Raw genomic sequence first — 26,648 nt, 5'->3', positions numbered from 1 at the left:
TCTGTTCGTAGCCAGATTTGCTCTGTTTAGTTGAAGTTTGGCTCTGGTGGCTATTTTTTTGAATTACATTTAAAAGCAGTAATAAATTTTAATTAACTGCTATCCATTTATTTATAATTTTTAGCATTACACACTTATCTATTGGTTTTGAAATGTAGTCATTCATGCCAAATTTGATGCACTTTTCTTTTTCGCCAACAATAGTTCCTGCCGTAAGCGCAATTATAGGAATTTTTTCGAGGTGCGGTATTTTTCTAATTTCTGTGGTCGAGTCATAGCCATTCATAATTGGCATTTGAATATCCATCAAAATTAAATCGGGCAAAAGTGTATGTGTTTTTTCTAAAACCTCTTTTCCGTTTTCAAATTCATAAACTACGGCATTTGGAATAATTTGTAGTATCAAAGTTTTTGCCAATAACATGTTTATTTTATTATCCTCAACAATGTAAATTATTTTTTCTTTTTGAGTAATAATGTTAGATAATACTGGGGCTATTTTAGTAGCTAATCTGTTATTTTCAAATGTTTGTTGGTCAGAATAGGCTACTTCTAATACAAAACTAAACTCGCTTCCTTTTCCTAAACCACTTGTAAGCTTTAATTGGCTATCCATCAAACTTAATAATTGATTTGAAATACTAAGTCCTAAACCTGTTCCTCCATATTTTTTGGTTGTCGAATTATCTTCTTGTGAAAACGCTTCAAATATTCGTACTTGGTTTTTCTTGTTTATACCGATGCCAGTATCTTTTACAGAAAATTTTAACTGAATTTTATCTGTATCAATAATTTTAAAAACAGAAACGTTTAAATTAATCTCTCCTTTTTCGGTAAATTTCACAGCATTACTTAACAGATTTATCAATACTTGTTTCAACCGAATGTAGTCAACCCAAATATATTTTGGAACTTTAGTATCAATCGCTAATTTAATTTCTAATTTTTTTAAATCCGATTCATATTTTATCAAATCAATCACTTGAACTGTAATTTCGTGGAGGCTAATTTCTTCTATGTTTAGTTCTAATTTTCCTGATTCAATTTTTGAAAAATCAAGAATGTTATTGATAACTTCCATCAACGAATTGGCTGATTGATTGATGGTGTCCATGTATTTTAATTGAATATTTTCCAAATTTGTATTCATTAAAAGTTCTGTAAACCCAATAATACCATTTAGAGGCGTTCTAATTTCGTGACTCATATTGGCTAAAAACTCTGATTTTGCTTTGTTAGCAGCTTCAGCATAATTTTTTGCTTTTATGGCTTCCTCAGCTTCCATTCTTTGGGTGATATCTATCAAAATGCCTACAATATATTCTATTTTATTGTCTTTAAAAATTGGTTCTCCAAATTCTTCAACCCATATATAATGACCTGCTTTGTTGATAATTCTATATATTAAATGAATTTTTTGCTTTCCTTTAAAAAAATCATCCGCTTTATTTTTTACAATTTTGATATCATCTGGATGCACCAAATCAATAAAATATATTTTATTTTGAAGAAAATCTTCTTTCGGATAGCCCGTGAGTGTTTCTATTTCATCGTTCAAATATATTTTTGACCATTTGTCATCATAAGTAGAAAGATGCACAGTTCCTGGAATATTGCTGGCTAAAAGTCTGAATTTTTCTTCGCTTTCTTTGATAATGGACTCGTTCAGATTTCGTTCTATAGAATAAGATATGTTATTAGCCAACGTTTGAAGTGTACTAATTTCATCTGTAGTCCATTCACGTTCATATTGAGTTATCACAAATGCTATGATGCCGTATAGGTTTTTTTTAACGAAAACAGGTAAAAGTAAAATTGATTTTGTATTTACCTTTTCAAAAAACGCTTTGGTAGACTCATTTTTTAACTTTCTAATAATTGCATAGTACGGTTTATTTTGAAGTAAACTTTCTACCACATCTGGAATTTGATTGTATGAAACTTCCATAATTAATGGATTTAAATCTGTCAAGGATTTAGTTTCAGCTGACCATCGGTATCTTTGATTTAAGGATTTTGTTTCGGGACTATTCTCAAAAAACGACAATCGGTCAACTCTTATAACATTACCGATAGTGCCGAGAATGCCGTGAAATATTTCATCTGTATTTTTAGACATCAAGAATTTTTGAGTGTTTTTATTTATTACAGTCAAAATTTCACTTTTATAAGTGAGTTTTTTGTCAGATTCCAATAGTAATTGTGATTCAATGGCTATGGCTATAAGATCTGCAATAGATCGTGAAAAATTGATATCTTCATTGTCCCATTCTGTTGAAGTTTCTGTTTTTTCAAAGCATAAAATTCCGATAATTTCTCCGTTGATAAGTATTGGAGTATGTAGTATAGATTTTATATTATTTTTAGGAAAATATTCAAAACAAAGTTCTACCGTTATAGGATTATCATATACATTGGAAACTACAATTTGGGTTCCCATTTGAATATTTTTAAAATAAATGGGGTGACTATCTTTATCTAAAAAAAAGTTTTTTTCATAGCGATCACTATGTAAATAGTAAAGACTTTCACAACGAATACCTTCTTTCAGAGATTCCCAATAACTTACTCTATCAATCGCACAATTTACACTAGCTATTTTTAAAATATTTTTCAATATGGTATTGAAAGATTCTTTGTTTGAATAGCTTTGAGAAGTTAATATCTTTAAGGTTTGGTTGTGTATTCTAACTTTTTTGCTACGGTTATAATGTTCTAATTCTAGACTTTTAATAAGTGTTATATCCCGAGCAATAGCGGAAAAACCTATTATATCGCCATTATCATTTTTCTTTAAAGTTACTTTTTGAGAAACCCAAATGACTTCTTTATTTTTTTTCAGAATTGGAAAAACCAAGTCGTTGTACTCCTTTGATTTTGGAATTTTTTTATAAAAATCAACAACATAATTTACATAATCTTCTCGTATGAAATTGAAAAAAATTTCACCTATAAACTCTTCTCTAGCGTAACCAAGCGTATTTTCTGTAAACTGGTTTGCGTAAGTTATCAACGATGCTAAATCTATTTCATAAATCAAATCGGTTGCCGATTCGACTAAACTTCTATATTGATTTTCAATAGTAACTTTGCCCGTAATATCTTGACCAATGCCAATAATGATGTCTTCGGAATATTTTTTGTCTTTCCACTGAATATATTTATATTCACCATTTTTACATTTTAGTTTTCTGATATACAATCGTTCATCAATATAATTATTATGATAAGCTTCGCCGATAAATTCTTCATCTTCGGTTAGTTTCCAAAATCCATTTCCTAAAACTTCGTTAACAGTATATCCTAAAATTTCTTTAATAGACTCGCTGCAGAATGATATTTCACCTTTTCGGTTTGCAGTCATAATCAATGAATTCCCATTGTTTATAATAATGTTTGTGAAATCAAATTTATTTTTGGTTTCTATTATTGCTATGTGCCGCGCCATATGAATAGTTACCGTTAAGATAAATGCGCAAATAAGAATAATGGTCTCTTGTTGTGGTATCAATTTAAAACCAATAGAGCCAATCAATAGAAGTAAAACCGTAATTACAAATAACCAATAATGTATTATATTTTTTAAAATAAAATAAGATAAGAAAAACAGAATTATCAAATCAACATAAGAGATTAATTCGAATTGCTTAAAAAAAACATGGTAAATTATAAATGCGAAATAACCAAAGTAGCAAAACATAAAAATAGAGCTAATATGCTTGGCAAAAAAAATGGTTTTGGTACAAAGAATGAAAAGAATTATAAGCGTAATTCCAACCAAAAAATTAATTACCAATAGACTGTTTGCGCGTACATAAAAAATCTGCAATATTATTTCTATCATAGGAATTGAAATCCCAAAAAAAAGCAGATATAATGTATATTGTTGCTCTTTGGGCTCAAATTCAGATTGGTTGGTAAGATTTAATTTTTTTTGAAAAGAATTTTTAGTTGCAAAATAAGCTGCGTAGAGCAACAACAACAAAATAGCTACAATAATTACATTGTTCGTATTAGAAAAAGTAAAAAAATCGCTCAAACTAATTGGGTTTATTAGGTTATTTTATTTGAGATACTAATCTGTAAATTTAGTTTAGATATTTTAGAATACGCTTCAAATTTTTCATTTTTCCCTGATAAGGTGCATATCGTAATGAAATGTCGAGCCAATTTGCTTTTTTAACGATGGCTTTGCGATGACTAAAAGTATCAAAACTTAATTTACCATGATAAGCGCCAATACCACTGTGACCAACTCCTCCAAAAGGTAATCGGTGGTTGGCAAAATGAATTACGGTATCATTGATACAGCCGCCGCCAAAAGAATAGTTCTGAATTATTTTTTTTGCAAAAGACTTGTTTTCGGAAAAAATAAAAAGTGATAATGGCTTTTCATAGTTGCGGATAACATTTTCTAGATTAGCTTCATTTTTAAAGGAAAGTATCGGAAGAATAGGTCCAAAAATTTCAGTTGCCATGACTAAACTATTCAAATGAGGTTCATCAAGTAGTGTCGGCGCAATGTAATAATCAGTGCTATTGACATTTCCACCAACAATTATGGTTTCGTCCTTGAGCATTTCAAGTAATCTATTATAGTTTTTTTCGTTTATGATTCTGGGGAAATCAGGTGAGGTTTCTGGATTTATACCATAAGCATTGGTAATTTCTGTTTGTAATAATTCAATAAAAACATGTTTTACATTTTCTGAAACCAATAAATAATCTGGTGCAATACACGTTTGACCGGCGTTGAGAAATTTTCCCCAAACAATTCTTTTTGCAGCAAGTTTTAAATTCGCAGTTTCATCAATGATGCAAGGATTTTTTCCACCTAATTCGAGCGTTACTGGTGTTAAATTTTCTGCGGCTGCTTTCGCAACGAGTTTACCAACGGCTACGCTTCCTGTGAAAAAAATATAATCCCAGCGTTGTGCTAGTAGTTCTTTAGCGACATTTGCATTGCCTTCTACACAATCTACATGGTTTTTTTCAAAAGTTTCATTAATGATTTTGGCAATGATTCTTGACGTATTTGGCGTTAATTCCGAAGGTTTTACAACCACTTGATTTCCGGCAGCAACTGCCGCAATTAATGGGCACAACGCCAGCTGATACGGATAATTCCAAGGTGCAATAATTAATATTTTACCGTAGGGTTCTTTATAAATATAATCGGTAGAAGGAAAATTTATAAAAGAAGGCAAAACCATTGAAGGTTTTGCCCATTTATGAATGTTTTTTATTGTATAGTTAAGTTCCGCAATGATGTAACTAGTTTCTGTAGCTACTGCCTCAAAAGCAGGTTTTTTAAAATCGTCATACAATGCCTTTATTATTTCATGTTCATGTAGTTGAAGACAATTCAATAATTTTTTTAGCGTTATTTTTCGATAATTTATATCGATTTTAAAATTCATAACTTAACAGAATTGGTTCAGCAAGTTACGATTTAAACATTTATAATTCAACTTTATTATTTATAAAAATGCAAGGCGATAACCGGTATAAAAATTGGCTTGTTTACCATCTGCTAAAGAGGTTATGATAGAATTTGATCCAAGATAAAAACCAGCTAGTCTAAAACCTAAACCTACGTTTGTTCCCGATATATCATCTGTTGAAACTGGAATATACGCTTCAAAAAAACCAAGATTAACTCTGGGTGTAACTGAAAAAATATTACGAACTGTGACTTGGTCATCGCTGTCATCTTTTTTTAATTTTTGTTGTAAATATCCTGTAACATACACTTTTGGAACAATTTTGAAGTCAGCATATAACGTCATTAATGTCGGCATATTTACTTTAAATTCCTTTTTCTCGGGGTTTTTGGTTAAATAGCCTTTGCTTAATAAAATTTGCTCTACATCACTTAAATTATTTACATTAGCGAACAAACTTAAATCTAATCCTTTCGGATTTTGCAAGGTTGGTTGTATGTTTAATGTATAATTAGTGTTATAATTATTATTATTTTTAAAAGTCATGCTTCCCATGTTTCTGATGGCAAATCCAGCTTTAATTTTATATTTTGTTTTACCATCTTTCCATTGGTAAGTAGCACCAATATCGGTAGCGACACCATTTAGACCACCAAAAATAGATTTAGTGTAATCATTAAAATTCTTAAAGCTATCGGCCAAATTACCAGAATAAGCAATATTCAAATTAGCAGCTTGATCAGTAGTCAAATAAGCTCCTGTAGGATCTTTAGTAATAGTTCCTTTTAGATTACTTAAACCAACGTTTGAATAAGAGCCTGGAAACAAAAATTTGAAAGTTATTCCTGCGCTAATGGTGTGTTTGTCATTATCAAAAAGTGTTCGTGCCGCAGATAAACCTACTTCTCCATAAGAAGTCCCGTTTAATCTTTGATTTCCAGACTGATTTAAAAAAACAGGAACAAGTGCTTGAATACTTCCCGAATTTGTAATCGCATTTCCAATAGCAGTGTCTACATTTACAACATCAAATTTAACATTGGCTTTAGTGGTAATTCCAAATCCCCATTTCATCCATCTCATTGCGAAACTAGGACCAACAATTGCACCATCAAAACGCATATTTACAGGCTCATTTCCTTTAAAAATTAAAGTTTCAAGATTAGAGTGGGACGTTAAATCTTTGAAACCAATTTTATTATTGGAAACATCAAAACAAACACCATAAAAATTGATTTCAAATTTTTTGGACAGGTTGGAAAACTCGGCTGGATTAAGAGCTCCGTTTAAAATTCCAACCCTATTGGAAGTGCTTATTCCAGAAAAATGGTCTTGTGCAAAAGCACCAAAACCAAACAGTAAAACAACGGTTAAAATTACTTTTTTCATTGCAGATATTTTTAATTGGGTTAAATAATATAAGTAAAAATACGCTTTTAATACTAAATAGATTTCCAAATAGCATCTTTTGGCGTTGGAGCAATAATTTCGAGTGCCTCTTTAGAAACAGGATGTATAAAAACCAGTTTGCGGGCATGCAAATGAATACCACCATCTAGATTACTGCGTTCAAAACCATATTTCAAATCTCCTTTTATAGGACATCCAATGGCTGCCATTTGTGCTCTAATTTGATGATGTCTTCCTGTGAGAAGATTGATTTCGAGCACAAAATAATTGTCTAGTTTTTTAATGATTTTATACTCTAAACTAGCTTTTTTACTTTCTGGAATTTCTTTAAGATGCGCTTTGGAAGTATTGTTTTTTTCGTTTCTTTTTAAATAATGAATTAATGTACTGGTGTCGTTTTCGGGCTTGTTTTTTACAACAGCCCAATAAGTTTTTTGCGTTTCTCTCTTACTAAACATTTCATTCAAACGAGTTAAGGCCTTTGTGGTTTTGGCAAAAACTACAATTCCGGTTGTGGGTCTATCCAATCTGTGAACCACACCAAGAAAAACTTCTCCAGGTTTGTTGTATTTTTCTTTGAGATATACTTTTACCACTTCTGACAAAGGTTTGTCTCCCGTTTTATCGCCTTGAACAAGGTCGCCAACTCGTTTATTTACAACAATAATGTGATTGTCTTCATGAAGGACGTGGAGGTTGTCTTTATTTGAGACTTCTTTCATTTTCAAATTTTCAAATCTGAATTAATATTGCTCATGTATATTAGGAAAATCACTCGATTTCACATCTGCAACATAATTCCCTATTGCAGTAGTCATTTGTTCGTACAAATTTAAATAACGTCTTAAAAATCGTGGACTAAATTCATTATTCATACCAAGCATATCGTGAATGACCAATACTTGTCCGTCAACACCACCACCAGCTCCAATACCAATAACAGGAATAGAAATAGTTTTGGCTACTTTCGATGCCAATGATGCAGGAATTTTTTCCAAAACCAAAGCAAAACAACCCAATTTTTCTAGCAATTTTGCATCTTCGATTAATTGTTCTGCTTCTTCTTCTTCCTTGGCTCTAACAGAATAAGTTCCGAATTTATAGATAGATTGTGGTGTCAAACCCAAATGCCCCATCACTGGAATTCCTGCATTCAAAATACGTTTGATGCTTTCCTTAATTTCGCTTCCACCCTCTAGTTTTACAGCATGCCCGCCGCTTTCTTTCATGATTCTGATAGCAGATCGCAATGCTTCTTTGGGATCTGACTGATAACTTCCAAAAGGCAAATCAACGACAACCAAAGCACGTTCAATGGCTCGAACTACGCCAGATGCATGATAAATCATTTGGTCAAGTGTAATAGGCAACGTAGTTTCATGACCAGCCATAACATTACTAGCAGAATCGCCAACCAAAATCACATCAACTCCAGCAGAATCAACAATTTTTGCCATTGTGAAATCATAAGCAGTGAGCATAGAAATTTTTTCGCCATTGGCTTTCATGTCAAATAATGACTTTGTGGTTATTCTTTTATAATCTTTTTTGGCAGTAGACATAGTCGCTAATTTTAACGTTGTAAAAGTATTAAATCTATTTTTGATGCAACAAAAGTAAAGCTCTTAATGTGAAATTATGCTACTTTTGTCAAATCAATAAAAACAGTTGTTTTATACAACAATGATTCAGAATTCATCATTTACAATTCACCATAAAATAAAATGCCCAAAATTTTAATCATCGAAGACGAAGCTGCAATCCGCAGGGTACTTACAAAAATACTTTCTGAAGAAAACGACACCTATATAGTTGACGAAGCCGAAGACGGAAAGCTTGGTTTTGAAAAAATAAAAAACGAAGAGTACGACCTAGTGCTTTGCGACATCAAAATGCCTAAAATGAACGGCGAAGAACTACTTGAAGCCGTTAAAAAAATTAAACCTGAAATACCGATTGTAATGATTTCTGGTCATGGAGACTTGGAAACTGCAGTAAACACTATGCGTTTAGGCGCATTTGATTATATCTCAAAACCACCCGATTTGAATAGGTTATTAAATACTGTTCGCAATGCTTTAGACAAAAAACAATTAGTGCTTGAAAACAAAATTCTAAAGAAAAAAGTTTCCGAAAACTATGAAATCATAGGCAAAAGTGAAGGGGTCAATCAAATCAAAATGATGATTGAAAAAGTAGCTTTGACTGATGCAAGAGTTTTGATTACCGGCTCAAACGGAACGGGAAAAGAATTGGTAGCGCATCAATTACACGAAAAAAGCGAACGTGCCAATGCACCAATGATAGAAGTTAATTGCGCTGCCATTCCAACAGAATTAATCGAAAGTGAATTGTTTGGGCACGTGAAAGGCGCGTTTACATCAGCCATAAAAGACAGAGCAGGAAAATTTGAAGCAGCCGATGGCGGAACCATATTTTTGGACGAAATTGGCGATATGAGTTTATCTGCGCAAGCTAAAGTTTTGCGTGCGTTGCAAGAAAATATGATTCAAAGAGTAGGTGCAGACAAAGACATCAAAATCAATGTGAGAGTGATTGCAGCAACCAATAAAGATTTGAAAAAAGAAATTGCCGAGGGTCGTTTTCGTGAAGATTTATACCATCGATTGGCAGTAATTTTAATCAAAGTGCCTTCTTTAAATGATAGACGTAAAGATATTCCCTTATTGACAGCACATTTTGCACAGAAGATTGCCGAAGAGCAAGGGAATGTCCAAAAAAAATTTTCAAAACAAGCCATTACATTATTGCAAGAATATGATTGGACTGGAAATATCCGTGAGTTAAGAAATGTGATTGAACGTTTGATAATCCTTGGCGGAAGCGAAATTTCAGAAACGGATGTTAAACTTTTTGCCTCTAAATAAAAGTTAACTAGTATCTATTCTAGGGATTTAACTGACAACTAAAAAAATGAATCTAAAAAAAATAAACCCAAACCTCCAACAAGCATTAATAGAAAACGGTTTGACGGTAGCAAATGAAATCCAGCAGCTTACTTTTTCGACCATCAAAAGCGGTGCTGATGCTGTAATTCAGTCATCTGCCAAAACAGGAAAATCAACTACCATAGTTTTGAACGTTATACAGCGGTTAGAAAAAACAATGGAGGAAAGTACCAGAGCTTTAATTATCGTAGAAACCAAAGAAAAAGTTTTAGAAATGGAAGAACTTTTTTTGAAATATGGAACCTATCACGATTTGAGTATTCTTGGTGTTCATGACAAAGGTGACATCGATTATGATAAAAATATTGTGTCTTTAGGACTGGATATTTTAATTGGAACACCCAACAAAATCAACGCCATGTTTACCTCGGCAGGATTTAACAGCAATACAATCAAAATGCTAATCGTAGACGATGCTGATATACTTTTTAGAAACCGAATGGATGCCGTTGTGATGCGTTTGTCAAACAGTATCGAAAAAACACAACGCTTGTTTTTTTGCACACAAATAACCGAAAGAGTAGAAACACTTGCAGATAAGATAATGATTGAACCACTCTTCTTTGAAATAGAAGAGTAGTCTTCAATAAATAACAATTCGTAAATTTTAATTCTTAATTAAACAATGGGCTTAATAAAAATATTTTCGGGCGATGAAATCCTGGCAGTTGGTTTAAAGGAGAAACTAGAAGAGGCTACTATAAAAGTGGTCATTAGAGATAACAATCAGGCGAATGTTTTGCCTAGTATTCAAAATGCAAAAGCAGTTGAACTGTTCATTCAAGAAATTGATTATGGCAAAGCCAATCCCATAATTGAGGAATTTCGATTAAGTATTTAATTATAAATTAAAGAAATGCGTGCTTTTAGAATTCAAAATGATACCATGGGAAATTCCTACTTTGAAGAAGGATTTTTACCCGAACATGTGACTATAAAAAGTGACTGTTTTATTATTCAAACTAAAATCGAAGAATACCAAAAACACCAGCATACCGCACCGCGAGAGCAATACGTAGTTACTTTAAAAGGAAAACTGAAGTTTACCACCTCTAATGGAAAACAATTTATTTTAGAACCTGGAATACTACTTGTCGCCAAAGACATTCAAGGCGAAGGTCATTCTTGGGAACTTATGGAAGGAGACGATTGGCACAGAATTTATATTGTTCCCGAACAAAATGCCGAAGATCAGTTTACGCCTTATTGAAAATATTTTTTCATAAGACCAGTTAAAAGCTAGGTTGCCTCATTTTTTAAATTAATTTGCATTTTTTAAAACAGGATGATTTTATTGTCCAACAATCCAACAGTTTAAAATGATTACAATTAACGACGTCTCGGTGCAATTTGGCGGAACAACACTTTTTAGTGACGTTTCTTTTGCTATCAATGAAAATGACAAAATTGCCTTAATGGGTAAAAATGGTGCCGGAAAATCAACGCTGCTAAAAATAATTGCCGGAGAAACTAAACCTTCAACTGGCAATGTTTCTGCTCCAAAAGACGCTGTCATTGCTTATTTGCCGCAACATTTATTTACAAAAGACGATGCGACGGTAATGGAAGAAGCATCCAAAGCGTTTGGTGAAATATTTAAAATGAAAGCCGAAATTGATGCTATTAATGAGCAACTTACCGTAAGAACAGATTATGAAAGTGATGCATATATGAAACTTATCGAACGTGTTTCAGACTTAAGCGAGAAGTTTTATGCCATCGAAGAAATAAATTATGAAGCCGAAGTTGAAAAAATATTAACGGGTTTAGGATTTGAAAGAGAAGATTTTACTCGTAAAACTTCGGAGTTTTCTGGAGGTTGGAGAATGCGAATTGAACTCTCAAAAATCTTATTGCAAAAACCAGATTTGATTTTACTGGATGAGCCAACAAACCACATGGATATTGAAAGTATTCAATGGTTGGAAGATTTTTTGATAAATTCGGCGAAAGCCGTAGTGGTAATTTCCCACGATAGAGCATTTGTAGATAACATTACAAACAGAACTATTGAAGTGACAATGGGAAGAATTTATGATTATAAAGCCAAGTATTCGCATTATCTCGAACTTCGAAAAGACAGAAGAATCCACCAGCAAAAAGCCTATGACGAGCAGCAAAAAATGATTGCCGAAAATCAAGAATTTATCGATCGTTTTAAAGGAACTTTTTCTAAAACCTTATCCGTACAATCACGTGTAAAGATGCTCGAAAAAATTATTCCTGTTGAAATTGATGAAATTGACAATTCAGCACTAAAGTTGAAATTTCCACCAGCCATTCGTTCCGGACAATATCCAGTCATCGTAAAGGATTTAACAAAATCGTATGGCGAAAATTTGATTTTTAAAGATGCCAATATGGTCATTGAACGCGGACAAAAAGTAGCTTTCGTGGGTAAAAATGGTGAAGGAAAATCAACTATGATCAAAGCCATCATGAAAGAAATAGAAATTAATAGCGGCAGTGTAGAGGTTGGTCATAACTCTCAAATAGGCTATTTTGCTCAAAATCAAGCATCATTATTAGACGAAAATGCTACTATTTTTGAAACCATTGATAACATTGCAGTTGGTGAAGTGAGAACGCAAATCAAGAATATTTTAGGAGCATTTATGTTTCATGGTGATGATGTGACCAAAAAAGTAAAAGTGCTTTCGGGTGGCGAAAAAACACGTCTAGCGATGGTAAAATTATTATTGGAACCTGTAAATCTTTTAATTCTTGATGAGCCATCGAATCATTTAGACATGAAAACCAAAGACATCATCAAGGATGCACTGCGCGATTTTGATGGAACGTTGATATTAGTTTCCCACGATAGAGATTTCCTAGACGGATTGGCAACCAAAGTTTTCGAATTTGGACAAAAACGAGTAAAAGAACATTTTGAAGACATCAAAGGATTTTTGTCACACAAGAAAATGGAGCATTTACGGGAAATTGAAAAATAGTGATTAGTTTCATAGCAATATTTTCAAAAGATAAATTGTAGATGCCAATTCCTCTTGATCATTATCTTCACAGAAGAGTAATTCTATTTCGGTTGCTGTTTTTTTATACAACGTTAGTCCTTCAAATTTATTTTTAGCACTAATTTGAATGCAATCAATAAGTTTCAAAGTAGTCAAATTTATAGTTCCAATAAAACTTCCCATAATTTCGCCGTCATCATAAGCTGAATTAGTATTTTCGGCTGCAGCCAAAAAATAAATAGTTTCTTCTATCAAAATTGCATCTGTAAACGTAGCTTCTATTTCGTTAACTTTTGGAAGTGTAATCAAATTAAACGTAACGCTTTGATTTTCTCGTTCGTAACAAAACACACCGTTTGGTGCATTAATGCTATTACCGCGTTGAAAAAAATAAGTAATTTCGGGAGTAATAATGACGCCTTCAATATTCAATTCACAGTCATCAATTGAAATTTTATCGGTAAGTTTTTTATAAATTTTGGTTAAATCTTTTTCTTTTATCGATTTGTTTTCAATAGAATAAATCACGCTCCTATTTCTGTTTTTAGTAGATCCTGAACCAAAAAGATAAAGTTTATTGTCAAAAAACGTGAGTACTTCAAAATCAGCTTTGTCTTTTTTGACAATACTTTCTTGACTGTTTTCAAAAAGTTTTATCTTAAAAAGTCTGTTATCACTGATGGTGTATTGATAAAGAAACGTGCTGTTGTCTGAAACAATGTACAGCAAATTGTTTAAATATACCAATCCTGATGTAGCACCAATTCCCTGGACTTCTACAAAAGCTGAAAGTTCAAATTTTTTCATGATTCAAAAAAAATACATAATTAAGATTAAAATAAATGTATCAAGATGGCTGAAGCTTTATATTTTTAATAATAAGTTGGCATGAAAACAATCTATATTTTAATTTTGAAAACTTACTGATTATTGCAAATTGTCACTCATCAATTCGCTTTTATTTTTAGCATAATCGTATCCTTGCTGCCACCAAAGTTTCATTTTTTCTTTGTTAAAAATCAATGCATTGTTGGTCAGTTGTGTGGGAGTATAATACAGATTGAGTTTCACATCTTTAGTCTTGGCTGCTAGTTTACCAATTGTTATATCATGTTTTTCGACTTGATTTAACAAAGTTTGAAATAAATCAATCATCAAAGAGAATGGATTTTTTCCTATTTTTTTTGGCACACTTTGCATTTCAGTTTCTAAAATAACTACATCTACTTCTGTGGCTCCAAGATTTATTGCTTCTCGAATGGGAACCAAGCTCGAAAATCCTCCATCGCCATATTCGCAATTGTTTTTGGTTGCCAAACTCATAAACGGAATATAATTACACGAAATCCATATCCAATCACAAAATTCATCGTAGTCACAATCGGCAATTGCTTTATATTCTACTTCGTTTTTGGAAAGATTAGTAACCGTAACTATAATATTACAACCTGAAGATTTAAGTTGATTAAACTCTTCAACAATGAAATTGTCTTTGATATAATTCCTTAATTTATTGCTTTCGCCAAAGGTTCGCTTTCGTTTTAAAAACTGCAATAAAACATTGAAATGGTTGATAGAAACCACATCACCTTCTTCTCTTTTTTTGACCACAAACGGGTTGATGTCAAAAATATTATTCATATCAACGCTCGTGTAAATACTATAAATCTTTTTGACATTCCCCAAAGCCAAATGAGGAATTAGCAAACTTCCCGTTGAACTACCTATTAGAATGTCGTATTTATGTAATTTTTCTTGAAGCAAATACTGCGCAACACCTCCCGCAAATGCTCCTTTACTACCTCCGCCAGAAATTACTAATGCTCTCATTTTTTTTCGTCTAATAATCTTTGTAACTGTATTTTTTCATTTTCATTGAGTTGTGGAATCAATGATTGAAATAACTTTCTAAAATTATCTTGACGCAATAATTCCCTGATTTTATCGCGTCCAAACTTGCTGAATTGCCATTTGAAATGCGTCGTAGCATCAACCAAATTTTTTAATACCGTTTCATCGCTAGGATTAATGGTTAAAGCATTTATAATTGCGTTTTGACGCACGGTAGTTTCATATTTTGATGATGTATAATCGACTAATTCTTTATAATATTTTGATTTTTTTGGACTATCATTTTCTACAGAAAAAGTCAAAAATAATATCCGTAAACTTTTATCATTGTTGCCTATCCAGTTTTCGGCTTTCTTCAAATAAAAACTGCGGCTTTCGGGAAAATTTTTCCACAAATTCATAAATGCAATTTCTTTAGTTTCGTATGATTTATCATCCAATAAGGTTTCGTAACTAGCTTTAAATTCTAACGGAATATTCTCAGTAAATTCAGCTACAGACTGACGTACTTTGACGTCATTTGTTTGTAAAGCCAACGTCAATAATTCCTTTTTATCTTGAAACGAAATGTCTTTGAGTTGGTATAAAATATCGGTCTTTACAGGATAAAAAACGTTGGATTGCAGCAACTCTTTGAACTTTTGTTTGTTTTCTGCAAATAGTTTTTTACGCATTTGTTGCACTTCAAAAAGCGTTTGTATAAACTGATTTTTCAGCAACGAACTATTGACTTCGTCTGTTGGAAACTGATAGCCCTCTAACCAAGTTTTCTTAAAATTTTTGGTATCAAATGTTGATGCTGCTTTTTTAATTTCATCCAAAAAATCATCAGTTTCAATATTTTGATATTGGTGTTTTTTTAAATAGTTTTTAACCGCTTTTTGAAAAACTTTCGCTCCAATAGTTTCTCGAATTACATGTAATGCCCAAGCTCCTTTTTGATAGAACGATAAGGAACTCGCCTTTTCATTCAATACGGAAATTGTGTCCGTCTTGGAAGCATTTCGAAGTTGTAATGAATTGCGATACATCTGAAGATAAAAATAATCATCACCAAATAACTTTCGTTCTGCAAGTAAAGCATAATAAGTAGCAAAACCTTCCTGAAGCCAATGATGTTTCCCAGATTTTGCGGTTACCAAATCGCCAAACCATTGGTGAGCCAACTCGTGCGCATTGACATTTACATAATTTCTATCATTAAAACCAATGTCATCAACTACATAGTCTTGCGCAAACAGCGTGCAACTCGTATTTTCCATCCCTCCATAAAGAAAGTCCTTAATTGGAATTTGTTTATAAATTTGCCAAGGATACTTGTATCCTATTTCTTTTTCTAAATAATCAAAAATTTCTTTGGAATATCTGTAAGTTGGTTCAAACTTGGCGGTGTCTTGCGGTTGAATAAAAAACTGCAACGGTATTCCCGATTTGGAAGCCACTACTTTGTTTCTGAAATCGCCAATTGCCACAGCGAGTAAGTAGGAACTCATTGGCTGTTTCATTTGGTAGACACAAGTTTTAAAATTTTTGTCTAAAGGTTTCACATTTTTTAAAACTCCGTTTGAAATCACCACAAAGTCATTTGGGCAAATTATCTGAAGATTGAAAATTACTTTTTCATTGACATCATCAAAACTCGGAAACCAATGACTGGTATATTTGCCTTGACCTTGTGTCCAAATTTGTTGATTTTCAGTTTCTCCTCCATTAAAATACATCGTTTGTTTTGGAAAAGCACTATAACTAAAACTCACCCAGTTTATGCCTTTTTTAAAGCCTTCAAAAAGTAATAATTCCTTCTGATTGTTTTTAAATTTGACTGGCTGATTATTGATTTTAACATCCGAAAAAGTCATTTTTTGAGCATCAATTTTTATCGTATCAATGATTTCTTTTACTTCAAATTCATACCGAACCGAACCAAAAACTTTTTTTTCAGTTGGATTAATAGAAATGCTTCCGTAAGCCGTTTTAAAATCAACTTTTGAGGTTTGTTGAGCAAAAGTAATAACGGTAAATAAGAGTAAAAATAGTAGTCGCATTGTGATTGATTATTTAATACGAATATAATCATTTTCAAATTGTGTCATTTTCAAATTTTCAAATTAAAAAACTATCTTCGCTTTAAGAAAGAATAAAGAGAATAGAACAAAGAAAATAGATGAAATATAGGTTTTTATATTCTATTATCTGTATAATTTTTCTTAAAAAATAAAAATGTCAAACTCACTTCTCCAAACTCCTATCGAATACCTTAAAGGCGTTGGTCCCCAGCGCGGAGAATTGTTGCGCAAAGAAATAGGCATTCACAAATATGAGGATTTACTCCATTTTTATCCTAATCGTTACATTGATAGAACTAGATATTACAAGATTAATGAACTACAAAACAATGTTACCGAGGTTCAAATAGTTGGTAAAATTATCAACGTTAAAACGGTAGAATTTGGCAAAGCCAAAAAGCGTTTGGTTGCCACTTTTGTAGATGAAACTGGGCAAATCGAATTAGTGTGGTTTCAAGGTCACAAATGGATTCGCGAGAGTTTAAAACTCAATGTAACTTATGTGATTTTCGGAAAAGTTACTTCTTATGGCAATCAATACAACATGGCGCATCCCGAAATGGAGTTGTTAGCAGAACATGAACAAAGCTTGCGTTCCGCCATGCAACCCGTTTATCCCTCTACAGAAACCTTGACTAATCGAGGTATTTCTAACAGAGCCATCAATAAAATGATGCAGCAACTTTTTCAGGAAACGCAAGCCAATTTTACTGAAACTTTACCACAGTATTTAATAGAGGAATTAAAATTAATTTCAAAAAATGCGGCACTTTTCAACATTCATTTTCCAAAAAGTGCGGAGCTTTTAATAAAAGCCCAGTTTAGATTAAAGTTTGAAGAATTGTTCTTCATCCAATTGCAATTAATAACCAAAAACTTGGTGCGCAAGCACAAAATAAAGGGACATCCGTTTACCATTATTGGTACTAATTTTAATGATTTCTATAATAATCATTTACCTTTTGAGTTGACCAATGCCCAGAAAAAAGTGCTCAAAGAAATCAGAAACGATATGGGAACCAATGCCCAAATGAATCGATTATTACAAGGTGATGTAGGTTCTGGAAAAACCATTGTGGCGCTAATGGCAATGCTTATTGCATTAGATAATGGCTTTCAAAGTTGCTTGATGGCACCAACAGAAATTTTAGCAAATCAGCACTACAACGGATTGACCGAACTGGCAAAAGACCTCAACATTACCATCAAAATACTAACGGGTTCCACTAAAACTGCCGAGCGAAAAATAATCCACGAAACATTAGAAAACGGAAATCTGCATATACTTATTGGCACACACGCTTTGCTTGAAGATAAGGTTCAATTTCTCAATTTAGGTTTGGCAATTATTGACGAACAACATCGTTTTGGAGTAGAACAGCGTTCTAAACTTTGGAAAAAAGGAAGCCCATCAAACGAAGTTGGTGGGGCAATCCCGCCACACATTTTAGTCATGACCGCCACTCCTATTCCTAGAACTTTGGCGATGAGTTTGTATGGTGATTTAGATATTTCAGTGATTGACGAATTACCCCCTGGACGAAAACCTATTCAAACCGTGCATAGGTTCGACAGCAACCGATTGAAAGTTTGGAAATTTATAAAAGATGAAATCGAAAAAGGTCGTCAAATTTATATTGTATATCCGTTGATTCAAGAAAGTGAAACGATGGATTACAAAGATTTAATGGATGGTTATGAAAGTATTTCAAGAGATTTTCCGCTGCCTAAATACAGCATTTCAATGGTTCATGGCAAAATGAAACCTGCCGAAAAAGATGCCGAAATGAAACGCTTTGTCGCAGGAAAAACCAATATTATGGTCGCCACAACAGTTATTGAAGTAGGCGTAAATATTCCAAACGCAAGTGTAATGCTTATAGAAAGTGCCGAACGTTTTGGTTTGTCACAGCTGCATCAGTTGCGCGGTCGTGTGGGTCGCGGTGCCGAACAGAGTTATTGTATTTTGATGACTTCTTTTAAATTATCAAACGATAGCAAAATTAGATTAGAAACGATGTGTAAAACCAACGATGGTTTCGAAATTGCCGAAGTAGATTTGAAACTTCGTGGTCCAGGAGATCTTATGGGAAAACAACAAAGTGGTGTATTGCAACTTCAAATTGCAGATTTAGTTCGGGATAAAGACATCTTATTGTTAGCAAGAAATAAAGCGATTGAATTGTTGAAAAAAGATGCTTCGATGAGTTTGCCCGAACATCAAAACCTTAAAACAGTTTTCCTCGAATTAACAAAAAAGAAAAACATTTGGAATTATATTAGTTAATGAAGAATGGTGAATTATGAATTATCAAATTTAAATCACAAAATTTTATATATAGTATACAATTAAGCTTAAACATGTGCAAAATATTTAAATAATATAAAGCACCGAGTGCAGTTGTGGTTGATTTTATATTTAATCCTGTTCCTTACGAGCGAAAACCCGTCAAATCCTTTTCGATACAGCTAATAAATGATAATTCATAATTCATAATTCACAATTGATAATTATCTTTGCAGCTTGTAAAATCAAATACATTCAAATGAAGATTTCATACAATTGGTTAAAACAATTTATTAAAATTGATAAAAAATCAGAGGATATTGCTGCCATTTTAACCGATTTAGGTTTAGAAGTTGAAACGGTTAGCAACTATCAATCGGTGCGAGGCGGTCTAGTTGGCGTTGTGGTCGGTCATGTTTTAAGTTGTGAAAAACATCCTGATGCTGATAGATTAAAAGTCACTACGGTTGATATTGGAGAAACATCACCCGTTCATATAGTATGTGGTGCTAACAATGTTGCTGCAGGACAAAAAGTACCGGTTGCTACCATTGGAACAAAATTGTTTGATAAAGATGGTGTTGAATATGAAATCAAAAAAGGAAAAATTCGAGGACAAGAAAGCCACGGAATGATTTGTGCTGAAGATGAACTAGGGCTTGGAACTAGTCATGAAGGTATTATGATTTTGGACGATAAATTAAAACCTGGGACAGCGTGTGCCAAAGTTTTCAATATAGAAAATGACGAGGTTTTTGAAATTGGTTTAACTCCAAATCGTGCTGATGCCATGTCACATTATGGTGTGGCGCGTGACTTGCGCGCAAATTTATTGCAAAAAAACAGCAACATTGAGATTATCACCCCGTCAGTAAGTACTTTTAGAATTGATAAAAGAACCTTGAAAATTGATGTTGATATTAAAGACAGCAAATTAGCACCCAGATATTGCGGTGTTACCCTTTCTGGATTAACAGTAAAACCTTCGCCAGCATGGTTACAAAACCGCTTGAAAGCTATTGGGATTTCGCCAAAAAATAATATAGTAGACGTCACCAATTATATTTTACACGATTTAGGCCAGCCACTTCATGCCTTTGATGCTGCTAAAATCAATGGAAAAATCATCGTAAAAACCGTTGCGGCAGGAACCAAATTCACCACGCTTGACGATGTGGAAAGAACTTTGAGCGAAGAAGATTTAATGATTTGCGATGAAAAAGGACCACTTTGTATTGCTGGTGTTTTTGGCGGAAAAAGTTCAGGCGTTACAGAAACTACCAATTGTATTTTTCTTGAAAGCGCCTATTTTAATCCGATAAGTGTTAGGAAATCGGCCAAAAGACATGCTTTGAATACGGATGCTTCGTTTCGTTTTGAAAGAGGAATAGATTCATCTATTACTGAATTTGCATTAAAACGCGCCGCACTTTTGATTAAAGAGGTTGCTGGTGGCGAAATTACTTCAGACATTGTGGATATCTATCCAAAAAAGATTGAAGATTTTCCTGTATTCTTACATTTTGATAAAACCGCAAAATTAATCGGGCAAGAATTACCTAAAGAAACCATCAAGAAAATATTGGCTTCGCTTGATATTAAAGTAAATACGGTTTCTGATGCTGGTTTGGGATTAATTATTCCCTCATATCGTGTAGATGTACAGCGCGAAGTAGATGTTGTGGAAGAAATTCTTCGGGTATATGGGTACAACAATATTAATTTTACCAAAAAACTCAATGCTACAGTTGCCAATTCGGCTCGAACCGAAGATTATAAAGTACAAAATATTATCGCAACACAATTAAATTCTATTGGTTTTCATGAAATAATGGCCAACTCATTGACATCGCCAGATTATGTGAAATTATCCGAAACGTTGAACGAAGATTATAACGTAATAATGTTAAATCCGTTGAGTAATGATCTATCAGCTATGCGTCAATCTTTACTTTTTTCGGGATTGGAGGCAGTTTCATATAACATTAACCGACGAAATAGAGATTTGAAATTATTCGAATTCGGAAAAACCTATCACAAATTACCTTCGGGCTATGACGAATCAAAACATTTAACCTTATTTGTAACCGGTAACCGAATGGATGAAAGCTGGACAACTGCTCAAAAACCTTCTGATTTCTTCCTGTTTAAAGGGTATGTAATTGGTGTATTAGAGCGTTTAGGCATTTGCAAACTGCTGAACAAGCCTCTCGAATCTGATGTATTTGCAGAAGGAATGGCGATAAGCTGTGGTAAAGATATTTTAGTTGAATTAGGTACCGTAAAAAAATCAATCTTAAAACACTTTGATATAAAACAAGAAGTGTTGTTCGCTGATTTTAATTGGAATATTATTTTAAAATTAATTAACAATAAAATCAAGTTTACTGATATTCCTAAATATCCTGAAGTTCGCAGAGATTTAGCTTTATTAGTAGATAAAGTTGTTGCCTTTGATTCAATTTATACCATTGCTCGCCAAACAGAAAAGTCGTTGCTAAAAGACATTAATTTATTTGATGTTTACGAAGGCAAAAACCTTCCAGATGGTAAGAAGTCTTATGCGGTGAGTTTTACATTGCAAGACACAACTAAAACATTGACTGATGAGCAAATTGATAAAGTTATGAGTAAACTTCAAAAGAATTTAGAAACCGAAGTAGGCGCGAGTTTAAGACAATAAACAAAAAAGTCTCCCCAAACCTATAAAGGGAGACTTTAGTATTTTACACTAAATATTTTCGAAGTACAAGTGTAAAATTATGCTTTTGGAGTAACTACTGCATTTATAACGTGAATTACACCATTGGATTGGTTTACATTGGCAATTGTAACTTTGGCACTTTTACCATTTTCATCAGTTAGATATAAACTTTTGCCTTTCATCGATGCAATTAAAATTCCGCCACTTACTGTTTTCAAAGAAGCTTTTCCTTTTCCAGCCTTGATAGCTTTAGCAATATCCGAAGAATTCATTTTACCTGCTACAACATGATAAGTAAGAATGTTTTGTAGCATTTTTTTGTTTTCTGGTTTTAATAATGTTTCTACAGTTCCTTTTGGTAATTTGTTAAATGCCTCGTTCGTTGGAGCAAAAACAGTGAATGGTCCTTTTCCCTCTAAAGTTTCTACCAATCCAGCAGCTTTAACCGCAGCTACCAATGTGGTATGGTCTTTAGAGTTTACAGCGTTTTCAATAATGTTTTTTGAAGGATACATTGGTGCTCCGCCAACCGTTACTGTTTTTTCTTTTTGAGCAAAAATAGCTGTTGTTGCAAAAAGTGTTACTGCAAAAAAAGCTGTTGTTAAAAAATTTCTAGTTTTCATAATTTTGTTATTTTAAAAGTTATACAACCATTTACGCCAGCAAATTGTTTACGGTTTTATTCAATTTCTTTTTTTAGAAAAATTTAACATAGTTATTTGAGTTTTTTTTTTAAAAAATTGAATAAAAAAACTCATCTGTAGTATTATAACTAGCTCATTTGTTAACATATAAATCAACTATGAAAATTGTAACGTAAATGATTATAATTTTGTGAAAATTATAATTTCGTTTAGCAATTAATTTTACATCCAATACGAAATAAAACAAAAAACTCCCAAGTATTAACTCGGGAGTTTTGTATACATCAGTTATACATTTTATTTCTCATTTCCTTTATCTTTTCATCATCAAGATATTCATCGAATGTCATATATCTGTCTATAACTCCTCTTGGAGTGATTTCCAATACTCTGTTGGCAACTGTTTGTGCAAATTCATGATCATGCGTTGTAAACAATACTGAACCCTTAAAATTTTTCAATGAGTTATTAAACGCCGTAATCGATTCCAGATCTAGATGGTTTGTTGGTTCGTCGAGCATTAGTACATTGGCACGAATCATCATCATTCGGGATAACATGCAACGCACCTTTTCGCCTCCAGATAATACCGTACATTTTTTTAGAGCTTCTTCTCCCGAGAAAATCATTTTGCCAAGAAAACCTCTCACGTACACTTCATCTCTTTCTTCTTCGGTTTTTACAAATTGGCGCAACCAATCTACTAAATTTAGACTTCCGTCAATGAAAAACTGACTGTTATCATTTGGCAAATAGGATTGATTCGTTGTAATTCCCCAATTGAATTCGCCCGCGTCTGGAGTTTGATTTCCGTTTAAAATTTCATAAAAAGCAGTTGTAGCACGCGAGTATTTTGAAAAAACTACTATTTTATCTCCTTTTGCCATGTTCAGATCTACATTTTTGAATAAGACATCACCATCTAGAGATGCTGCTAAATTTTGAACATGCAAAATTTGATCTCCAGCTTCTCTTTCTACATCAAAAATAATTGCAGGATATCTTCGGCTGGATGGTTTAATTTCATCAAGATTTAGTTTTTCAATCATTTTTTTTCGAGAAGTCGCTTGCTTTGATTTGGCAACATTGGCACTAAAACGGCGAATGAATTCCTCCAATTCGGCTTTCTTTTCTTCGGCTTTTTTGTTTTGCTGAGCTTTTTGACGAGCTGCCAACTGGCTTGACTCGTACCAAAAAGTGTAGTTTCCCGAGTAATGATTGATTTTACTAAAGTCAATATCAGAAATATGTGTACAAACCGAATCTAAAAAATGCCGGTCGTGAGAAACCACAATTACGGTGTTCTCATAATTTGCAAGGAAATTTTCCAACCACGAAATCGTTTCAAAATCCAAATCATTTGTGGGTTCATCCATTACCAATACATCTGGATTTCCAAAAAGTGCTTGTGCCAATAAGACACGGACTTTGAGTTTTCCTTCAACTTCACTCATTAAAGTGTAATGCATATCGGCAGCAATTCCAAGATTAGAGAGCATAGATCCTGCATCGGATTCAGCATTCCAACCATTCATTTCTTCAAACTGTACTTGCAACTCTCCTATTCTATCGGCATTTTTATCATCATAATCAGCATACAAGGCATCCATTTCTGATTTCAGAGCAAACAAAACTTTGTTTCCCATCATTACTGTTTCTAAAACCGTATGCTCATCAAATTTGTTGTGATTTTGATTTAAAACAGACATCCGCTTTCCTGGTTCTAAAAAAACTCTTCCCGAGGTTGGGTCAATATCTCCAGCAAGAATTTTAAGAAAAGTCGATTTTCCGGCTCCATTGGCACCAATCACACCGTAACAATTGCCTTGCGTAAAAGTCGTATTTACTTCATCAAATAATATTCTTTTACCAAATTGAACCGATAAATTAGAAACTGTAAGCATGAAATGTGTTTTTTATTAAATTTGGTGCAAAAGTAATGAATAGTGTTCAGTAATACGTCTTGGAATACTAGTTTTTATAGCCGAGTTTTACTTTAAAAAAATAGAATCTACAATTCAAAAAGATGGTATAAATAATAAAAAAGAGTATATATCGCATCTTCTAACTTTAACGATAGCTTAACAGTTAAATTCAAAGTATCCCTCTAATTTTGTTTACCAATACTAAATGATGTACAAGTATACTTATGTAAAAATTTTAAGTTTTATATTTCCTATAATCGTCCTCTTTTGTTCGTGCAAAAACGAGTCAAAAGGTAGTGAATATGTGGCTTATTTTGGTGGTGAAGTAATCAATCCCAATAACACTTTAGTGCTTTTTTGCAAAGACAATGAAGTAATTGACACTCTTAAACTCGATAAAAATAATCGTTTTTTTATTCAGTTTGATTCACTTGCGCCCGGACTTTATTCCTTCAAACATGAACCCGAATATCAATACGTCTATTTTGATAAGAATGATAGTATTATGGTTCGCGTGAATTCAAAAGATTTTGATGAATCTGTTGTTTATTGTGGTCGTGGTGGCGAAAAAAATAACTTTTTGATGGAATTGTATTTGAAAAATGAAAAAGATAAAAACAAGATGTTTGATGTTTTTGATGATAATTTTGAAGCTTTTTCAAAAAATATAGATACTACTTATTCTAATACAAAGTCGTTATATAAAACCAATAAAGAAGCCATAAAATGGAGTGAAGGATTTGATGTATATGCCAAAGCTGCGGTTGATTTTAGTTATTATTCAAAAAAAGAACTATATCCTTTAATTCATAAGATTAGAACTGGAGAAGATATTATCGAAAAATTACCCGCCAACTATTACAGTTATCGCTCTACTATTGATTTTAGTAACGCTGAACTCTCCAATTATGCACCTTACGTGATGTATTTATCCAATATGCTCAACAATATGGGAACTATAAATTATCACAATCATTTTACTGAAAACGATTTGGCTTTGAAAACAAATATCAACAAAATGAAAATTGCGGATACCTTGATAAAAAATTCCAAAATAAAAGATAATATTCTGAACAATATAGCTTTTACTTATTTGCTCGAAGATCAGAACATGGCCAATAATCAAAAATTTTTAGACTGTTACAAAAAAATATCTACCGATAAAAGTAAGAAAAACGAAATAAATACTATTTGCAGTGCCATACAAATGCTAAAAGTAGGCAACTCCTTGCCTGAAGTAATGCTTGTGGATGTAAATGGCAAAAAGGTTTCTTCTACTACAGTAGCTAGACCAAATACCGTATTTTTCTTTTGGACAGAGAGCGCAAAATCACATTTAGAAGCTGTTCACAAGAAAGTTACAGTTCTAAAATCGAAATTTCCTCATTATAATTTTGTTGCAGTAAATCTTAATGACAATCAAGAAGAATGGCAAAAAGCATTATTCAATTATCAATTTAAAGCTGCCACTGAATTACATTGCCCCGATTTTGACGATATAAAAAATAAATGGGCGATTAATAAAATACATAGGACGATAATACTTGACAACAAGGGTTTAATCAAAAATGCATTTACTAATATATTTGATTCCCACTTTGAAGATAATTTAAAATAGTATGCTATACCATTTTTTAAGATTTCAATAAAAAAAGCGATTATAATAAAATCGCTTTTTTTATATTAAATATGTCAAATTATTGATTCCCTTTAGCATAATCAGCTAAAAATTGTGCTAATCCAATGTCTGTTAACGGATGTTTTAACAATCCCATGATTGAAGATAAAGGTCCAGTCATAACATCGGCACCAATTTTAGCGCAGTTAACCACATGCATTGTATGACGAATTGAGGCTGCTAATATTTGTGTTTCAAAAGCATAATTGTCGTATATATCTCGAATTTCTTGAATTAAAGCCAAACCATCAGTAGAAATATCATCTAACCTTCCCAAGAATGGAGAAACATAAGTTGCACCAGCTTTAGCAGCCAACAAGGCTTGACCAGCTGAAAACACTAACGTGACATTGGTTTTTACTCCTTTATCTGAAAAATATTTACAAGCTCTAATTCCATCTTTGGTCATAGGTAATTTTACAACAATTTGTTCATGCAAATCGGCTAATTCTTCGCCTTCTTTAATCATGTCATTATAATCGATAGCAATAACTTCGGCACTTACGTCACCATCTACAATAGTGCAAATGTCAACATAATGTTTTAGAATATTATTTTTTCCTGTAATTCCCTCTTTAGCCATCAACGACGGATTTGTTGTAACGCCATCAAGAACTCCAAGACTTTGTGCTTCTTTAATTTCGTTTAAATTGGCTGTGTCAATAAAAAATTTCATATGATAGTAAATTATGTTT

The 26,648-nt window shown here is 32.8% G+C and carries 19 protein-coding genes; 8 read left to right on the top strand and 11 right to left on the bottom strand.

Annotated features, from left to right (window positions below; all coding sequences use genetic code 11):
• Positions 1–88 precede the first annotated feature (88 nt).
• From Q0Q96_RS06710 to panB, 5 genes are all read right to left on the bottom strand, one after another.
• Complete coding sequence (locus tag Q0Q96_RS06710) at positions 89–3,511, bottom strand: PAS domain S-box protein (protein ID WP_293872467.1); 3,423 nt, start codon at positions 3,509–3,511, stop codon at positions 89–91.
• 577 nt (positions 3,512–4,088) lie between these two features.
• Positions 4,089–5,420, bottom strand: a complete 1,332-nt coding sequence (locus tag Q0Q96_RS06705) for an aldehyde dehydrogenase (RefSeq protein WP_293872466.1) — start codon at positions 5,418–5,420, stop codon at positions 4,089–4,091.
• Positions 5,421–5,480: 60 nt separating this feature from the next.
• Complete coding sequence (locus Q0Q96_RS06700) at positions 5,481–6,833, bottom strand: hypothetical protein (protein ID WP_293872465.1); 1,353 nt, start codon at positions 6,831–6,833, stop codon at positions 5,481–5,483.
• A gap of 53 nt (positions 6,834–6,886) precedes the next feature.
• Positions 6,887–7,576 (bottom strand): RNA pseudouridine synthase, encoded by a 690-nt coding sequence (locus tag Q0Q96_RS06695; protein WP_293872464.1) that lies wholly within the window; start codon positions 7,574–7,576, stop codon positions 6,887–6,889.
• Between the two features lie 21 nt (positions 7,577–7,597).
• Entirely contained in the window at positions 7,598–8,416 is an 819-nt protein-coding gene (gene panB / locus Q0Q96_RS06690; protein ID WP_293872463.1) for a 3-methyl-2-oxobutanoate hydroxymethyltransferase, read from the bottom strand.
• A 162-nt stretch (positions 8,417–8,578) separates the two neighbouring features.
• Here panB and Q0Q96_RS06685 point away from each other — a divergent pair, with 162 nt between their 5' ends.
• From Q0Q96_RS06685 to Q0Q96_RS06665, 5 genes are all read left to right on the top strand, one after another.
• Entirely contained in the window at positions 8,579–9,742 is a 1,164-nt protein-coding gene (locus Q0Q96_RS06685) for a sigma-54 dependent transcriptional regulator (RefSeq protein ID WP_293872462.1), read from the top strand.
• A 46-nt stretch (positions 9,743–9,788) separates the two neighbouring features.
• Positions 9,789–10,403 carry a DEAD/DEAH box helicase gene (locus Q0Q96_RS06680; protein WP_293872461.1) on the top strand — a complete coding sequence of 205 codons (615 nt, stop codon included), beginning with the start codon at positions 9,789–9,791 and terminating at the stop codon, positions 10,401–10,403.
• Between the two features lie 45 nt (positions 10,404–10,448).
• The gene (locus Q0Q96_RS06675; RefSeq protein WP_293872460.1) at positions 10,449–10,664 is read left to right on the top strand and encodes a DUF2007 domain-containing protein; all 216 of its coding nucleotides are present in this window, start codon (positions 10,449–10,451) and stop codon (positions 10,662–10,664) included.
• A gap of 15 nt (positions 10,665–10,679) precedes the next feature.
• Positions 10,680–11,033, top strand: a complete 354-nt coding sequence (locus Q0Q96_RS06670) for a hypothetical protein (RefSeq protein ID WP_293872459.1) — start codon at positions 10,680–10,682, stop codon at positions 11,031–11,033.
• A 109-nt stretch (positions 11,034–11,142) separates the two neighbouring features.
• On the top strand, positions 11,143–12,777 hold the full coding sequence (locus Q0Q96_RS06665; RefSeq protein WP_293872458.1) for an ABC-F family ATP-binding cassette domain-containing protein: 1,635 nt from the start codon (positions 11,143–11,145) through the stop codon (positions 12,775–12,777).
• Positions 12,778–12,786: 9 nt separating this feature from the next.
• Here Q0Q96_RS06665 and Q0Q96_RS06660 read toward each other — a convergent pair whose 3' ends face one another.
• From Q0Q96_RS06660 to Q0Q96_RS06650, 3 genes are all read right to left on the bottom strand, one after another.
• Positions 12,787–13,605, bottom strand: a complete 819-nt coding sequence (locus tag Q0Q96_RS06660) for a hypothetical protein (RefSeq protein ID WP_293872457.1) — start codon at positions 13,603–13,605, stop codon at positions 12,787–12,789.
• 120 nt (positions 13,606–13,725) lie between these two features.
• On the bottom strand, positions 13,726–14,628 hold the full coding sequence (locus Q0Q96_RS06655; RefSeq protein WP_293872456.1) for a patatin-like phospholipase family protein: 903 nt from the start codon (positions 14,626–14,628) through the stop codon (positions 13,726–13,728).
• A complete protein-coding gene (locus Q0Q96_RS06650) occupies positions 14,625–16,694 on the bottom strand; it encodes a M1 family metallopeptidase (RefSeq protein ID WP_293872455.1) in 2,070 nt (689 codons plus the stop codon). Before Q0Q96_RS06650 ends, Q0Q96_RS06655 begins: the two co-directional genes overlap by 4 nt.
• A 175-nt stretch (positions 16,695–16,869) precedes the next feature.
• Here Q0Q96_RS06650 and recG point away from each other — a divergent pair, with 175 nt between their 5' ends.
• On the top strand, positions 16,870–19,002 hold the full coding sequence (gene recG / locus Q0Q96_RS06645) for an ATP-dependent DNA helicase RecG (RefSeq protein WP_293872454.1): 2,133 nt from the start codon (positions 16,870–16,872) through the stop codon (positions 19,000–19,002).
• A gap of 259 nt (positions 19,003–19,261) precedes the next feature.
• Positions 19,262–21,685 carry a phenylalanine--tRNA ligase subunit beta gene (gene pheT, locus Q0Q96_RS06640; protein ID WP_293872453.1) on the top strand — a complete coding sequence of 808 codons (2,424 nt, stop codon included), beginning with the start codon at positions 19,262–19,264 and terminating at the stop codon, positions 21,683–21,685.
• Between the two features lie 77 nt (positions 21,686–21,762).
• On the opposite strand, the gene Q0Q96_RS06635 is transcribed toward pheT, so the two are convergent.
• Entirely contained in the window at positions 21,763–22,329 is a 567-nt protein-coding gene (locus tag Q0Q96_RS06635; RefSeq protein ID WP_293872452.1) for a fasciclin domain-containing protein, read from the bottom strand.
• A gap of 305 nt (positions 22,330–22,634) precedes the next feature.
• Positions 22,635–24,254, bottom strand: coding sequence for an ATP-binding cassette domain-containing protein (locus Q0Q96_RS06630; protein ID WP_293872451.1), 1,620 nt, complete (start codon positions 24,252–24,254; stop codon positions 22,635–22,637).
• A gap of 226 nt (positions 24,255–24,480) precedes the next feature.
• Between Q0Q96_RS06630 and Q0Q96_RS06625 the strand changes: the two genes are divergently transcribed.
• A complete protein-coding gene (locus tag Q0Q96_RS06625) occupies positions 24,481–25,893 on the top strand; it encodes a thioredoxin-like domain-containing protein (RefSeq protein WP_293872450.1) in 1,413 nt (470 codons plus the stop codon).
• A gap of 79 nt (positions 25,894–25,972) precedes the next feature.
• On the opposite strand, the gene fsa is transcribed toward Q0Q96_RS06625, so the two are convergent.
• Positions 25,973–26,629 carry a fructose-6-phosphate aldolase gene (gene fsa / locus Q0Q96_RS06620; RefSeq protein WP_293872449.1) on the bottom strand — a complete coding sequence of 219 codons (657 nt, stop codon included), beginning with the start codon at positions 26,627–26,629 and terminating at the stop codon, positions 25,973–25,975.
• Between the last annotated feature and the right edge of the window lie 19 nt (positions 26,630–26,648).

It is taken from the genome of Flavobacterium sp. (genome assembly GCF_025352015.1).
Lineage (GTDB): Bacteria > Bacteroidota > Bacteroidia > Flavobacteriales > Flavobacteriaceae > Flavobacterium.
The sequence above is the reverse complement of the archived record's forward strand: the minus strand, read 5'-3'. Positions and strand labels throughout refer to the sequence as shown.